Origin of the sequence: Thalassobacterium maritimum (assembly GCF_031127805.1) — a bacterium.
GTDB classification, from domain to species: Bacteria; Verrucomicrobiota; Verrucomicrobiia; order Opitutales; family Coraliomargaritaceae; genus Thalassobacterium; species Thalassobacterium maritimum.
The window spans coordinates 1-14,342 of the sequence record NZ_JARXHW010000040.1; the positions used below are offsets into that span (position 1 = coordinate 1).

11 protein-coding genes are annotated in these 14,342 nt (G+C 52.0%); 6 read left to right on the forward strand and 5 right to left on the reverse strand.

The window, feature by feature from the left end; translation table 11 throughout:
• The first annotated feature begins 267 nt into the window (after window positions 1–267).
• Window positions 268–1,287, forward strand: a complete 1,020-nt coding sequence (gene mnmL / locus QEH52_RS14610; protein WP_308951425.1) for a tRNA modification radical SAM protein MnmL/YtqA — start codon at window positions 268–270, stop codon at window positions 1,285–1,287.
• A 60-nt stretch (window positions 1,288–1,347) separates the two neighbouring features.
• Window positions 1,348–2,061 (forward strand): ZIP family metal transporter, encoded by a 714-nt coding sequence (locus QEH52_RS14615; protein ID WP_308951427.1) that lies wholly within the window; start codon window positions 1,348–1,350, stop codon window positions 2,059–2,061.
• Window positions 2,062–2,107: 46 nt separating this feature from the next.
• Here the strand turns inward: QEH52_RS14615 and QEH52_RS14620 are convergent, their stop codons facing one another.
• From QEH52_RS14620 to QEH52_RS14630, 3 genes are all read right to left on the reverse strand, one after another.
• A complete protein-coding gene (locus QEH52_RS14620) occupies window positions 2,108–3,037 on the reverse strand; it encodes an acetamidase/formamidase family protein (protein ID WP_308951429.1) in 930 nt (309 codons plus the stop codon).
• Window positions 3,038–3,116: 79 nt separating this feature from the next.
• Window positions 3,117–4,124 carry a bile acid:sodium symporter family protein gene (locus QEH52_RS14625; protein WP_308951431.1) on the reverse strand — a complete coding sequence of 336 codons (1,008 nt, stop codon included), beginning with the start codon at window positions 4,122–4,124 and terminating at the stop codon, window positions 3,117–3,119.
• On the reverse strand, window positions 4,109–5,365 hold the full coding sequence (locus QEH52_RS14630) for an amidase (RefSeq protein ID WP_308951433.1): 1,257 nt from the start codon (window positions 5,363–5,365) through the stop codon (window positions 4,109–4,111). Before QEH52_RS14630 ends, QEH52_RS14625 begins: the two co-directional genes overlap by 16 nt.
• 146 nt (window positions 5,366–5,511) lie before the next feature.
• On the opposite strand from QEH52_RS14630, the gene QEH52_RS14635 reads away from it, so the two are divergent.
• The 4 genes from QEH52_RS14635 to QEH52_RS14650 all read left to right on the forward strand — a co-directional run bounded on the left by QEH52_RS14635 (window position 5,512) and on the right by QEH52_RS14650 (window position 10,620).
• Window positions 5,512–6,312: a fumarylacetoacetate hydrolase family protein gene (locus QEH52_RS14635; RefSeq protein ID WP_308951435.1), complete on the forward strand. Its 801-nt coding sequence runs from the start codon at window positions 5,512–5,514 to the stop codon at window positions 6,310–6,312.
• A 1-nt stretch (window position 6,313) separates the two neighbouring features.
• A complete protein-coding gene (locus QEH52_RS14640) occupies window positions 6,314–7,699 on the forward strand; it encodes an MFS transporter (RefSeq protein WP_308951436.1) in 1,386 nt (461 codons plus the stop codon).
• 58 nt (window positions 7,700–7,757) lie between these two features.
• A complete protein-coding gene (locus QEH52_RS14645; RefSeq protein ID WP_308951438.1) occupies window positions 7,758–9,326 on the forward strand; it encodes an amidohydrolase family protein in 1,569 nt (522 codons plus the stop codon).
• Between the two features lie 310 nt (window positions 9,327–9,636).
• Window positions 9,637–10,620: an ABC transporter substrate-binding protein gene (locus QEH52_RS14650; protein ID WP_308951440.1), complete on the forward strand. Its 984-nt coding sequence runs from the start codon at window positions 9,637–9,639 to the stop codon at window positions 10,618–10,620.
• Window positions 10,621–10,661: 41 nt separating this feature from the next.
• On the opposite strand, the gene QEH52_RS14655 is transcribed toward QEH52_RS14650, so the two are convergent.
• Together QEH52_RS14655 and QEH52_RS14660 are read right to left on the reverse strand one after the other, a co-directional pair.
• Window positions 10,662–11,666 (reverse strand): ABC transporter substrate-binding protein, encoded by a 1,005-nt coding sequence (locus QEH52_RS14655; RefSeq protein WP_308951442.1) that lies wholly within the window; start codon window positions 11,664–11,666, stop codon window positions 10,662–10,664.
• 79 nt (window positions 11,667–11,745) lie between these two features.
• A complete protein-coding gene (locus QEH52_RS14660; RefSeq protein WP_308951445.1) occupies window positions 11,746–14,187 on the reverse strand; it encodes a TonB-dependent siderophore receptor in 2,442 nt (813 codons plus the stop codon).
• Between the last annotated feature and the right edge of the window lie 155 nt (window positions 14,188–14,342).

Sequence of the window (14,342 nt, forward strand, 5' to 3'; positions counted from 1 at the left end):
CTATTTGAAATCGCATTCCGGCCGATCTTTTGCGAGTAAGCACTTTTAAGTGCTTCGATCGAGTAAAACGAGATCGAAGCCTGCCCCGGCGTAGTTAGGCGCTTGCGCCGCCGACACGTCCTCCGAAGCTTTAGCGAAGGGGGAACCGGGCCGAGTCTCTTACGCCTCTCGTCGTTTTCCTCTCCCTACGCCCCGGCATGCCAGATTTTCAATACGTCTATATGTTGCTCTCTCAATCGTGAGTTATCGTGGGTGTAAGCTGTGCGTATGCTTGAGCACCGCGATAGAAAATGGCTTGCGGCGGTGACTGGCGGGGCGCTGATTTGTGGCATGTATCCTTGGCAGCATACGAGGCGCTTTAATGCCTATCCGCAGTATTTTAAAAAGACCTTTGGTGAGCGGGTGCAAAAGGTCTCCATTGATGCGGGCTTTGATTGCCCGAATCGGGATGGAACGGTCGCCTTTGGGGGCTGCACTTTTTGTGATAATGAGGCCTTTAATCCTTCGTATTGTCGGCCGGAGGTGAGCGTGCGGGAACAGATTGAGGTGGGCATGCGTTTTCATCAGAAGCGTTATCATAGTCCAGCTCGGCATTTGGCTTACTTCCAGGCGTTTACAAATACACATGCGCCTTTGTCGCATTTGAAGCGAATCTATCAGGAGGCGCTGGCGGTGCCGGGGGTGATTGGTTTGGTCATTGGCACGCGTCCGGATTGCTTGGATGCGGAGAAATTGGACTATTTTCAAGCCTTGGCCGAAACGAAGTATGTGGTCTTGGAGATCGGGATTGAGTCTTGCTACGACGCCACCTTGAAGCGGATCAACCGGGGGCATTCCTTTGCGCAAGCTGAGGATGCGATCTGCCAGACGGCGGCGCGGGGGATTCAGGTGGGCACTCACTTGATCCTTGGCTTGCCGGGCGAGACGGAGGCGATGCTCTTGGCTGAGGCGGAGATGCTCTCGCGCTTGCCTTTGAACACGATTAAATTTCATCAATTACAATTGATTCGAGGCACTGCGATGGTGACGGATTATGAGCGGCACCCGCAAGACTTTCAATTTTACCAGCTTGAGGCGTATTTGCAATTGATGTGTCGTTTTATCGAGCGTTTGGACCCTGGCATTGTGATTGAACGCTTTTTTGCGGAGGCTCCACCCGACTTAGATTTGACACCCATTCGCTGGAATTTACGTAATGATCAATTGTTGCAAAAGTTCGAGTGTATGCTGGAGCTCGAAGATACATGGCAGGGGCGCTTGTGTGTTGAGCCTCAGTTTATCACTTGAGTTTAACTCGCGTTGCTTGCTTCATTTGACTCTACCTGTGATTTCGACTTAATATCATAGATGGAACCCTTGTTGTCTATAGTTGGTTTAGGTTTATTGGCGGGGGCGACGATCCCTATGGGGGGATTTCTCGCTAAAATAGAATCGATTCACCCGGCATGGCTGGAAAATGAGTTTCGCCATTTCGTGATCGCTTTTGGTGGGGGTGCATTGATTGCTGCGGTCGCGCTGGTGTTGATACCACATGGTATGGCGCACTTGTCTGCGGGGGCAGTGGTCTTATGGTTTTTGCTGGGGAGCTTTGCGATGATTGCTTTGGACATATACCTCGCACGTTCTCAAATTCAGGCTTCGAATCTGGTGGCGATGTTGTCAGATTTTTTACCAGAGGCGCTGGCATTGGGGGCGACCTTTAGCTCGGGCTCTGGTGGAGGGCTGCTGCTGGCGCTTTTGATCGCAATGCAAAATATGCCAGAAGGCTTTAATGCTTATCGTGAGATGATGAGTGAGGGGAAGTTGTCGTCTCGCTTAGTGCTGCGGTGTTTTATGCTGATGGCTTTGTTGGGGCCGCTTTTTGCCGGAGGTGGCTATTACTTACTCCGCTCGTATGTTGAGGTGGTCGCCGCGATTTCTGTATTCGCGGCGGGGGGGATTTTATATATCGTCTTCGGCGATATTGCCCCGCAAGCTAAGCTAGCGCGACGCTGGGCGCCGCCCTTGGGGGCGGTGAGTGGCTTCATCTTAGGCGTGCTGGGACAGATGCTTTTGATGTAAAACGAGGCGCCGCCGCGAGCTTGCTGCCCGCGGCGGCATTGCGCTCCTAGTGGTCGACAAATATCGCTTCGGGCAGATAACCGGTCACGGTGAGGTTGGGCACATTCACCACTTGACTGAGCTTTAGATCGAGCACGGCCGAACAGACTAGGAAGGCTTGCTCGGCTGACAGGTTCGCGCGCTTCATTAAATAATCGATCGCCCGGCGCACTGCGTCTTGTGCGTTTTGTTTTAGGTCGGGGCCACTGCAGACGAAGGCGTGATAGCGCGAGCCGGCGTAGGCAGCAGGGGATAGCTCCGGCGTGGTGTAGATATAAGGTGCATCAACGGAGACCTCTTGGTCGATACTGATGCGTAGTTTCACATCCATCGGTGCTTCGAGCCCGTTAATGGAAACCTCGCCATCGCCTTGGGCGGCATGGGCGTCGCCTGCGCAGAGTTGAGCGCCTTCGACTAATACGGGTAGGTAGAGGGTGCTGCCGGCCGTGAGGTGCTTGACGTCCATGTTGCCGCCATACGGACCTGGGGGGCGTGTGCGGTATGCGCCGGACTCGGCGCGTTGCACGCCTAGGATTCCACAGAAAGGATGGAGCGCCAGTTCGATGCCTGGCATGCTGTGGGTCTTGTCGCCTTCAAGTTTCCAGTGGTGCAGGTAAAAGTCATCAAAGTCGTCAGGCAGGAAGCATTTTTCCGGGTTGATACTCTGCCAGGCCCAGCCCTTGTGAATGTATTCTAGAATCTCAATTTTTAAGGTGTCGCCGGGCTGTGCACCCTTGATGGCGACGGGCCCCGTGAGTGCATGGATCAGGTCAAAGTTGATTTTGACAAAGTCTTCGAGCGACTGTCCTGGCTGTACTTGGCCATCGCTGGAGTCTTCCATTTCGATGAGGATGCTGTCGCCGGATTCGATTTCAATACGTGGGGCGATGCTGTTGTCCCAGGCATTGTAGGTGATTGATTTGTCTAAGGTGTGCATAGTGGTTTCGTTTCGAATGTGCCGCGCTTGGCGTCAATGGCGTCACGGGGAGCATTGATTAAAAGGAGGAGAGCTAAGCTCATTTTGTGCCACTGTGTGCGGGTGCTTCAGGAAGCTGTGCAAATTTACCTGAAATGAATCCTGCCAAGACTAATTGAGCCGGATGATAGCACATAAGTGGAATCAAGACCGCGGCGGTGTCGACGACGCCGGGGGCGGCGGCAAGGATGGAGGTGGCGAGTGGCAGCCCTGTCGCGAGTGATTTCTGGCTCGCGCAGTAAAAGGCGGTGATGCGTTGCTCGCGTGTGGGGTGGATCCAGGCTGCAGTCCACCAGACCAGTTGACTACAGAGTAGTAGGATGAAGACCGTGCTACCGACTACCGATAGGATGGAGCGGCCGCTGAGCTGATCCAAAAAGCCAGAGTGTACGCTTTGGGCAAAGGCACAGTGGACAATGAAGATAATGATCCAATTACTCCAAGGTTTGGTTTTTTTGCAGATGCTCGCCGCGACCGCAGGCAATGCTTTACGCGCTATTTGCCCGATGATTAGAGGCAAAATGATCAGAGTAAACAGTTTTGAAAATAGGGGGATGAGTGAGATATTGGCTTCGGTCTCTGCGGCTAGGTAGGTGACTGCTACAGTCGGCACCAATAGCACGGACACTAAGTTGGAAAAGACCGTAGCAAAAATCGCATTGGAAGTGTTGCCGCCGGAAACAGTGGAAAAGACCACCGCCGAGGAAACGGTGGTAGGCAGGATCGAGAGCAGCCAAAATCCTAAGCGCAATTCTGCGGGGAGTATTAGCGAGAGTGGCAGCAGCAGGAGGCCGATGACTAGTGGGAAGACTAGGTAGTTCCAAGAAAGCACAAAGGCGTGTAAGCGCTTGGGTTTGTAGCCGCGGGTCAACTCACTAGTCGGTAGTGAGAGGCCTTGTAATAAGAAGATCAAGCTCACCCCGAGTTTAGTGGTGATTTCCGGGTGTAGCAGGCCGCCCTTGGCACCTGGTTCAGGGAAGAGTATCGCCAGACCTACTCCGAGTAATAGCCAGAGTGTGAAGGCGTGTTTTTTTAGATGCTTTTGCATAGGTCGAGAAGTGCTAGAGGCACGGTGGGGGTCGGGTCTTTAAATATGAACTGTATGCCGACCGATCGCGTGCTGTCGATCCATACGGGAACGGATAGCGCCGGAAGTCCAGCCAGACTTGCCGCGGTGGTGAGTTGCAGTGTTTGCTCGCGCAGTTTGGGGCTGGCTTGATCGACGGGCAAAGTGGGGCCCGGGCAGATTGGCATCGCTAGATAGTCATGCTCGCAAAAATACGCGTCGAACCAGTTGCGGATTTGTAGCCGCGTGTCTTGAGCGGTCTGCACTTCGGCCTCGGTCCAGGCCTGGCCTCTGAGGATACGCGCTTTAACCATGGGATCGTAGTCGGCACCATATTTCTCCAACCATTCATGGTGGAACTGGTAGGCTTCCTGGCTTTGTAATACATTAAACGCGAGTTGGCAGGGCTCGAGCAACGCGCTTAAACGGGGCATGTCTTGCTCTATCGTGAGTTCGAGTTTTTGAGCCAACTGTACTGTGGCCTTGTGGCTTTCGGGCGTCAGCAGGTGCTGTGGGAAAAATGCGCGCCCACTGATTGGGCTGGTCTGCTGCGATGCCTCGAGTTCAAACCATGCAGCGATCACAGTTGCCATTTCGTCGGCCGTGCGCGTGAACCAGCCCATAGTATCGAAGCTCTGTGCCAATGGCATGGCGCCTTGCATGCAATACCCGGGCGTCCAGCGAATGCCATAGATCCCGCACCATGCCGAGGGCAGACGGATCGAGCCTCCGGTGTCGGTTCCAAATGCGAGCGGGAGGTGACCCGCCGCTACAGCATAGGCAGAGCCGCTGCTAGAGCCGCCGCTTAAACAGTCTGGAAGCTTGGGGTGTGGACAATCTCCGTAGTGCGGGTTCTCGCCGGAGAGTCCGTAGGCGAATTCGTTCATTTGCGTCTTCGCGACACAGCAGCCCCCTAGGTGCTGCATGCGTTGCACAATTGCTGCATCCTCGGCTGCGCTGCTCTCGAGTAGTATGGGTAGGATCGATGAGGCGTGGGTCGGGTGGCCCGCTACATTAAATAAATCTTTGACGGCATAGGGCAGTCCCGCGAGCGTATGATTCCTGCTGGACGCACTCTCTGTGCGCTCTAGCGTTCTGCAGCTGAATGTGCTTGTATTGGTTATTTCAATACAGTTCGATAGCTCAGTCTCTATTCTCTGTCGCCAGTCAGAGCGGCTGTTTGCGTAGAGCGCTTGCCATTCGTTTATTGTTAAGGGCTTCATTTATTCTAAATTTGTCTGTGTTGTGTGAGGCTCGTATGCAGATAGAATGCCAATCAGTATTTACTGGATGAAAAGCGCGATCGTAGGCGCATGTGGTATTCTAAATGCTATACGGCTCGGTTTATGAACTACCAAAATTTCCTACTATGCCGATAAGCAGAATTATCACTGACGAGGGCCCTCGCTACGCACTTTTTAAAAATGGCAGCCACACCGTGTGCAACGGCACGCCGCTATCTGGTTTGGTCGAGACTGATCAAGTCGTCACGAATCCTGACTTGTTGGCGCCAGTTGAGCCGACGACTGTATATGCGATCGGCCTCAATTATCGAGCGCATGCGATTGAGATGGATAAGCCGATTCCAGAGCATCCTGTAGTGACTATGAAAAGTCCCACTGCACTGCTGGCACCTGGCGGACAAATTGTTCTGCCGCGCTATTTGCCGAGTGATTCGGTTGATTACGAATGCGAGCTTGCGATTGTGATCGGTAAGACTTGTAAAAACGCCACTCAGGCGAATGCGTTGGAGCATGTGCTCGGCTATACCGCCGCCAATGATGTAAGCGCGCGCGATTGGCAAAAAATCTACAGCGGTGGTCAGTGGTGTAAGGGTAAGACTTTTGATACCTTTTGCCCATTGGGGCCGGTCTTAGTGACGCCAGATGAGATTGGAGATCCGGATGCGCTGCAGATTCGAACCGAGCTCAACGGCGAGGAAGTGCAGTGCTCAAATACCAGCGATATGATTTTTAGCGTTGCCGATTTAATTGTATTCCTGAGTGGCAGCACCACCTTGGCGCCGGGCACTGTGATCTTAACGGGCACGCCCACAGGAGTTGGCGTGGCGCGTAAGCCGCAGCGTTTTCTGCAAGCGGGTGATCAAGTTGTTATTGAAGTTGAAGGGATCGGTCGCCTGGAGAATACGGTGATCGAAGAGGTGACTTAAAGTGCCTTCCAAATACGATTTTCTAAAGCTTTCCGAGCTGGGGCAGTATCGGAAGGGCACCTACTTTGGCTTCGCAAATGCCTTTGTCTGGATGATTGGGCTGGGCACGCCGATGGTGCTATTATGCGAGAAATTGGGAGCAAGCACGACACAGGTGGGCTTGATTTACGCGGCCGTGTTTTTGCTGCTTCCGGTCCAGCTCGCTTCCACTGCCTTGCTGCCCATCCTAGGGTTTCGGCGTCAGATTCTTTGGGCTTGGGGCATTCGTGGCTTCTTTTTAATTGTACCTGTCACGATTGTATATTGGGCGCCAGAGCAGCCGCCGGATTGGGTGCTGACGCTCTTTATCGCATCCATCTTTGGCTTTTGTTTCTTTCGCGCTATCGGCGCGACTGCGATGCTGCCTTGGATGTTTGATATATTGCCTGAACGGATACGTGGGCGCTATTTCGCAACGGATGCCCTGGTGGTGGGGTTGGCGGGCGTGCTGACCCTGTTACTCAGTAGTTTATTATTCTATTTACTGAGCCCTTACAATGCGTTTCGAGTGCTGTTCACACTGACATTAATTGCAGCCGTCGTTAGCCTGTGCTTCTTACGTAACTTGCCCGACGGGCGTCGCCCCGTGGTGATTCCACTACGGCACTTTTTTAGCCGTGCGCCGAAGCTATGTTTCAGGCCCAGCCACTATCGGCGCTTCTTGCGCTTGCAGGTGGCGTATGGAGTTGCTGGATACGCTTTTACTCCCTTCTCTGTTTATTATTTGAAGACTGCCTTGGACTATAGCCAGAGTTATATTCTGGCGCTTATGGCGCTCCAGTTTGTGGGTATGTTTGGTGCGGCATTGGTGATTAAAGAGTGGATCGACCGGCTGGGCTCGAAGCCATTTTTTGTTTTGTCCAACTTGGCGACCATCGCATTTCAAATTTATTGGCTCTTGATTATACTCTTCCCCGGGCGATTGGAGATGGCCTTGCCGCTGGTCTATTTGTTGGTGGGCTTTGCCGTTTCTAGTTTTCAGACGGCCACCAATAAATACCTCTCGCATGTGTGCCGACCAAGTGAGCGTACCTTGTCGGTCACTTTGTTCAGTGCGGTGGTTGGTTTTATTGGAGGTCTGGCTTCGACAGGATGGGGCATGGTGCTAAAGGATTCTGAGAGTGGCTTGATTAATACCCATCGCTTTTTGATCTATTTTGCTTTGGCGATCGCCTTGCAATTAGTACTGTTGAAGGGCTACATGAAAATTAAAAGTGCGCCGAGTTCTGAAGAAGCAATGCCACGGCAAGGTATGCTGGTGCGACCCTTCCGTTATTTAGTCACTTTTATTAATATGGTGGAGCCCCCCGCACGGCCTCGCTCGGGGCCGAGTGATAAGTCCGGGTAAAAAACTGATGTTTCGCAGTCGTTCTCTGTTTCGGCACGAAGTCTGCACGTCGAGTTTTATGATTCGACACCATCACACATCCGCTGCGCGCTTGTTCGCGCTGACTCTGTCGCTGCCGCTTGCATTCGGCGCTTTAACCAGTGCTTCGGCAGCTGAGGCTGAGGCTAAGTTGCTGATTGAGAATGCAACTATTATTCCTGTCGACGGTAGCGGTCGTTATTATGAGAGCGGCTATGTGTTGATCGACGCAGAGGGCAAGATCGCTTCGGTGGGGGCGGGGCAGGCGCCAGATTCAATGAGTGCGGAGCAAGCGATCGATGCCACGGGTAAGATTGTGATGCCAGGCTTTTTGTCGGGGCATAGTCATCTGTATCAAAGCCCATTTCGCGGAATTGGTGCGCATCATAATTTGATGGGTTGGATCTATTGCTATCATCGCACTTATGGCCCGCATTATGATGCTTCGGATTTGTATTGGTTTTCTAAGCACGGCGCGATGGATTATCTAGGGCACGGGATCACTACGATCTATGATTGGACCTTGAATGCTGGGGGCAATACTGTTGACGAGTATGTCGACCTTTACCGTGGGAGTCTCGATTCGGGGGCGCGCATCATCTTCGGCTATGGAGTCGATCTAGATAAGAGCGCTGAAGAGAATCACAGTATGCTGGAGCGCTACCTGGAGATTATTAAAGAAGAGGGGATCGATGCCTCGCATCCGCGCGTGCCTGCTGTGTGGATGGCGGGCTTGGGGCTTTTGAATGGGCGCGAGAGCACTTTGATGGAGATGTCGCTGGCCAAGGAATTTGATCTCCCGATTCAAGTGCACTACTTGGAGGATCCCGAGCCAAACTATACTAAGATTCAGCAAGGCCTATTTCCCGTTTATGATGAAGCTGGCGTGATGGGGGCGAATTTGAATTTTGCACACTTCATTAATGTGACGGATCCGATTCTGGAACGTACGGGCGAGTCCGGTACCACGATGGTCTGGAACCCGCTTTCGAATGGTCGCTTAGCATCCGGGCTTGCAGATATTCCGCATTACGAAGAGATGGGCATTGAAGTCGGTATGGGGATCGATGGGCAAGCGAGTGCCGATATTTCGGACCCTTTCGAAAATATGCGCATGGGACTCTATGCCACACGCATGAAGTATCAGGATGCGACTATTATGATGCCTTTGGATGTATTGCGCTATCATACCATCGGCACCGCGCGTGTGCTGGGGATTGAGGAGCAAGTCGGTAGTCTCGAAGTGGGCAAGTGGGGCGATCTGATTTTGATTGATCCACGCAGTATGGAAACCAGCCCAGTGATTAATCCGATTGAGCACGTTGTGCTCGCGTGCAGTGTGGCGAATTTGGAAACTGTATTCGTTGCGGGGGAAGCCGTGGTGGAACGCGGTGAGTTTACCCAAGTCGATTATGAGGAAACCAAGAACGAAGTCACGCGCCGCGTTGTCTTGGTGCAGGCGAAAGTAGATGCCGACCATGCCGCACAAGATCCGAGTGTGATGGATCAAAGGCCGATCTTTCAGGGCTTGACTGAATATAAAGACCAGAAGCACTTCACCGAAGATCACGAGCATCCTACTTACGGAAAGCCGAAGGAAGTCGAGTAGGGAGAGGAGTTGAAAGGGTGTTATTGGTCCTGTCTGAGCTCTTGGCCGGCACGTTCGTCGTCGCTTTAGCGTAGGAGGATGTGCACGACGATTGCTCTGATCATTGCACCTTGAGCCAAATACTTACTGAGGCTGTAGGGGCGCGACTTGTCACGCCCACATCGTGATGGCTGCTTGGGATCTGCGGGCGCACCAGTCGCGCCCTACCTCTGGCTAGCGTGATCAATCCTTTAGACGGGTGCTTGACCTACTAACGCAGCGCATTTTTTTCAGGCACGCCTAATTGTCATTCTTCCTGCTAGTTGATGGCATGATTCGATTATCAGCTAGCTTTTCTATACTATTGTTGGGCCTGAGTTCCGGTCTGATGCTTTCTGAATTGTCCGCAGAAGATGCACCGACGCCCGTAACCTTCCAGGCAGATTGGTTCTCCAATGCTCAGTTTGCTGGATTTTTCTGGGCCGACGTGGGCGGTATTTATGCCGAGCACGGATTAGACTTTAGCTTCAGCCCATTTGCGTATGGCACTGATTTTATTGAAGATGTGGGCTCCGGCAAGGTGACCTTCGGCACCGCCGAGGCCTATATTTTGATGGGTGCAGTGGCCAACGGCGCGGACTTAGTGGCGTTGGGAGCTGTTCTACGTGAGAGCCCTGCGGGCTATATTTATTTAAAGGAAAGTGGCATCGAAGGCGCCGCCGACTTAAAGGGAAAGCGAGTGGGCATTCATGCCTACACGGATGAGCTGTTTAAGTTCTTCGTCGCCGCCGCCGGCCTACCGGAGGGCTCCGTCGAGCCCGTCAACGTGCAGCATAAAATCGAAACCTTGTTGGATGGATCGGTGGACCTCCATCAAGGCTATGCGATTGATGAAATGCTGCGATTACAATCCATGACAGATCAGCCCGTGGGGACACTGTTATTTGAAGACCTGGGCATGCCGATGTATTCGATGGTGATCTACAGTAGCCGCAAATATGTGGAGGCCCATCCTGAAATCGCAAAAGCCTTTGTCGCGGCCTCGGCTGCTGGCTGGGAGCGTGCCATGAGAGCGCCAGAAATTGCTGCTTTGATAGTGAATGGACCCTATGCCAGCGAGGAAGTTGACGCAGCCATGGTGCCCGTCCAGGCCAAAGCATTAAAGCCATTTGTCATGAAAGAGGGCCATCACACCTTATCGATGACCAAGGCTAAGTGGGCGGCGATGCAAAAAAACTACCTAGAGACGGGTATGATTCAGCAGGCGATCGATTTAGATAAGTTCCTAGAGTTCGCCACTCCCGACAAGCCGTAGGCCGATCGACGGTGTTTGCGTCGCGCTCGGCTAGCAGCAAATCACTCTACCGGCAAAAACTCTGCGGTCATGACATCCTTCGCTGTGATTGTATCTGCTTCGATGACTTCGAGTTCCACCAATTGATCAATTTGTTTCTGGAAACGTTCGGCTGTGATTTCCAGATAATCGGCAAAGAAGCCCGCGCTCGGATTGCCACGGTGTAATTTTTCATTAATGATCTGATTACGAGACCAGGCTAAATATTCAGGCGTCACCTTGGGGTTGATCTTTAACATGATCTCGTGCGCCGGTGTCGGATCGCCTTCGACATATTCGATATAGCCTTTCTTGAGCGCGCGTAGTAGGGCCTTGAGCTCTTCTGGGTGCTCGCGCGCAAAGCGCTTGTTGGTGAAGAGGGAGGTGTAGGCATCAAAGCCAGCGTCCCATACGTAAAGATACTTGAGATCGACACCTTGCTGTTCGACGTAAAATGGCTCCGCGATGTAGAAGCCTTGTTGAATGAAACTCGGATCTTGAATTAGGCGCTGGAGTTGAAAGTTTTGCGGGATCACTTCGAGCGTGATATTGTATTGCTTTTGCACATACGGAAGGAAGGGCCATTCCGGGCGAGCCATGATAGTTTTGCCGTCGAGTTCCTTCCATTCAGTGATCGGATTGCTGGCTTGCAGCATCATAGCGCTGGGATCTTGTTGGAAGACGGCTGCGATGTTGATGAGTGGGGCGCCATTGGCAGTCGCCATGACTACGCTGGTGCTGTCAGCTTGGCCGACTTGGGCGATGTTGGCGCCCACTTTGTTGAGTGAATAGGAGCCCGTGCCTCCTTGAACCAGAGTGACGTCAAGGCCTTCATCTTCAAAGTAGCCGAGTGCCTTGGCAGTGTAGAGTCCACCATGTTCAGGTTCGGCCACCCAGTCGAGTTGGATGGAGATCGGGAATAGGCCATCTTGCGCGCTGCTATTTGCTTTTTCCGAGCATCCCAGATATGCAACAAGTGAGGCTGCGCAGAGGCTAAGAGAGGTGATTATTTGTGTTTTATACATCATTTGGCTGGAGTGAGATTCAATAAAAAAAAAGGCGGACGGAATAATCCGTCCGCCCTGGAGAGTTTAGCTAATGCTCCGTTTAGAACATGTATTTGAACGATACTGTGTAAGTGCGTTCGGGTGCTTTAGTGACGAGTGTATTCGCTGCGAATGTGGGGTCACTGCCGTAGAAGTAATCTTCGTCGGTCAAGTTATCGATGCCGATGCCTACTTCCCACTTTTCAGTCGTATACTTGGCGCCTAGGCTAGAGATGAGTGCGGCAGGGAGCTCGATATTGCGGTCAAAGCTGGTATAGAACTCTTCTTGCCATGTGACGCCACCGTTGACTTGGAAGCCATTGTGAAAGTCGTAGATGCCGAATAGCTTAACAACTTGTTGTGGCGTGCCCGGATAGACCAGGTCGGTATTCGATGCGGGGACTGGATCTCCACCGACGAGGAGTGTGCCGCCGTTGAGTGCCCAATCTTCTTCGGATGCAGGACCACTTCTGTAGCCTAAAGGTGCCATACGACGCACTTCTTGCCATGTGTAGGAGCCGATCAGTGTTAGGTGGTCAGTGACGAGCCATGTGATTTCGGCTTCGACACCTTCACCTTCGAGTGTGTTTGCAGTGGCTTCGCGAGAGCTGTATGAACTTTGCTCCCACTCATAGTAAGCCAGTGAGGTGAAGAGCGAACCTTCGAAGAAACTTGCTTTGATGCCGACCTCCCAAAGGTTATTTTCTTGGAAGTTTTCGGAGCTTGTGATGACGCCTGCTTGGCTCGGCGCGACCGATGTGCCTTCTTGGTAATTTGCATAAAGGAAGACATCATCAATCAATTCGAAATTAAGACCAACGCTCCAGTTGAAGAAGTCTGTGTCGCCACTGCCTTCTTCGTGGCCGTCTTTAGTCGCTGCCCATTGCGATGCGCTGTAGTAGCTAGGTCCGTCGACTACGGATGGCACGCCGACGTCGTAGTCTGCATATTCGTAGCGTGTCGAGCCTAATAGACTTAGACGATCTTCAAAGAACTTGGATTGGCCGCTTAGGAAAGCTGCCAGTTGTGTCATTTCGGATTCACCGTTAGCGCCAATACCAAAGCGGCCCCATTGGTTGTATCCGCCAATTGGTGAGTCGTCACCCACCAAAACAATTGTGTTGGACGAGATGGTGTCTTGAGTGATGTCGCGACGGCTGAAGGGTTCATCCCAGTAGTCAGATAGTTGCATCGCCTCGCTGTAGCGAACACTGGCACCATAGGTGATTGTTGTGTTCGGGATCAACGCGCGGTCAGTTACAGTGGTTTTTAATTCGACAACATCTTGTTCGGATTCAAATGCATAGCCATATGATGAATTCTTCTCAGTTTCCATGTGTTCGAACAATCCCTTAACTGTGATTGTGCGATCTGGATTTGAGTCGAATACGATATCGCCGAATAGAATTAAGTCATTCGAGTTTGCGTAGTCACCCGGGTCGGAGAGGACCTCATTACCATCGATGCTTTTAGTGACGACTTCACCTCCATTGTCGAAGTAATCTTGTGTGTAGACATACTTGTCGACGCCGTCTGTATCAGTGACGAACTCCATGAATCCAAGGAGCGCTGGGTCGATATTAGCTACAGCTACATCGGATGTTAGCGCAAGGCGAGTGTCGGCATACATCGCTCCGCGATCTACAGTGCCATACCAATCGCCGCTAGTTGCGTTAAGTGGTTCGCCAATGACATATTCACCATCGTCGATGAGTTCTTGGGTCGGGCGATTCCAACCGGCGTTTTCATTCGACTTGTAGTCGAAATACTCACCACCCAGGAAGACGGATACACCATCCTTCGGGCGGAATTTAATCGCGCCGTAAACGGAAGTATAGTCGTTATAAATGTCGTCGTAATAACTCTCACCATCTTGCGTAGTGATGGATACGCGATATGCGGCAGGGATGTCGCCCAGTAGTAGGAAGGGAGCACCATAGTCAGCCGACAGTGTTTTACGTCCCCAGTTGTCGAGTTCCAGTTCAATCGATCCTTTTTCTTCATCGAAGAAAGGAGACTTTGGAATTAAATTCACAAAACCACCAATCTTAGTGGTTGTGAAGTCGGCTGGTGCGGGACCCTTGACTACTTCGATCGCTTCAAGTGAGCCGAAAGAAAGTGGCATCTCGTTACGATTGTATGCGCGCAGCATGCCGTTGATGAATGTGCCACCCTTGACACCACGAATTGTGGGTGCGCCCGCAACTCCGTAGTAGTTGACGGTCTGTGTGCCAGCGCCAATTTTTTCTAGGTCGTCTAGATCGTTGATGCCGAACTGATCCATCAGTTCCGGCGAGATCAGTGTGACGGATCTTGGCACTTCCAGCACGCTGGTGGCGTCGTTGAACAAGCCTGAAATGGCTCGGTCCGTTGGAAGTACTGTATCGTTGAGTGCGGCTGCACTTTCTTCAGCGATGAACATTTCCAGCTCTGGAAGTTCTTCTGTGTCAGCGCTTTCTTGCGCTTGTAGCCCTGGGTGGGCTATCGGTGTTAGAAACAGCATTGACAGCAATGCTCTATTTTGCGTTATCTTCATGTGTGGTGTGGTTGTTCTTGTTTAGTTTGTTGGTAGTCGAATCATCGTCACTCTAAGCAACAGCCATGCCACAATTTTTATTTTCTAATTTGTTTGAACATAATTCCTAATGCTGGGTCGGA

What these genes read in the sequence shown, in the direction of transcription:
- QEH52_RS14645 (WP_308951438.1), top strand. Translation starts at nt 7,758, where the DNA reads ATGATTCGACACCATCACACATCCGCTGCGCGCTTGTTCGCGCTGACT.
- QEH52_RS14630 (WP_308951433.1), bottom strand. Translation starts at nt 5,365, where the DNA reads ATGAAGCCCTTAACAATAAACGAATGGCAAGCGCTCTACGCAAACAGC.
- QEH52_RS14625 (WP_308951431.1), bottom strand. Translation starts at nt 4,124, where the DNA reads ATGCAAAAGCATCTAAAAAAACACGCCTTCACACTCTGGCTATTACTC.
- QEH52_RS14660 (WP_308951445.1), bottom strand. Translation starts at nt 14,187, where the DNA reads ATGCTGTTTCTAACACCGATAGCCCACCCAGGGCTACAAGCGCAAGAA.
- QEH52_RS14620 (WP_308951429.1), bottom strand. Translation starts at nt 3,037, where the DNA reads ATGCACACCTTAGACAAATCAATCACCTACAATGCCTGGGACAACAGC.
- QEH52_RS14650 (WP_308951440.1), top strand. Translation starts at nt 9,637, where the DNA reads ATGATTCGATTATCAGCTAGCTTTTCTATACTATTGTTGGGCCTGAGT.
- QEH52_RS14635 (WP_308951435.1), top strand. Translation starts at nt 5,512, where the DNA reads ATGCCGATAAGCAGAATTATCACTGACGAGGGCCCTCGCTACGCACTT.
- mnmL (WP_308951425.1), top strand. Translation starts at nt 268, where the DNA reads ATGCTTGAGCACCGCGATAGAAAATGGCTTGCGGCGGTGACTGGCGGG.
- QEH52_RS14655 (WP_308951442.1), bottom strand. Translation starts at nt 11,666, where the DNA reads ATGATGTATAAAACACAAATAATCACCTCTCTTAGCCTCTGCGCAGCC.
- QEH52_RS14615 (WP_308951427.1), top strand. Translation starts at nt 1,348, where the DNA reads ATGGAACCCTTGTTGTCTATAGTTGGTTTAGGTTTATTGGCGGGGGCG.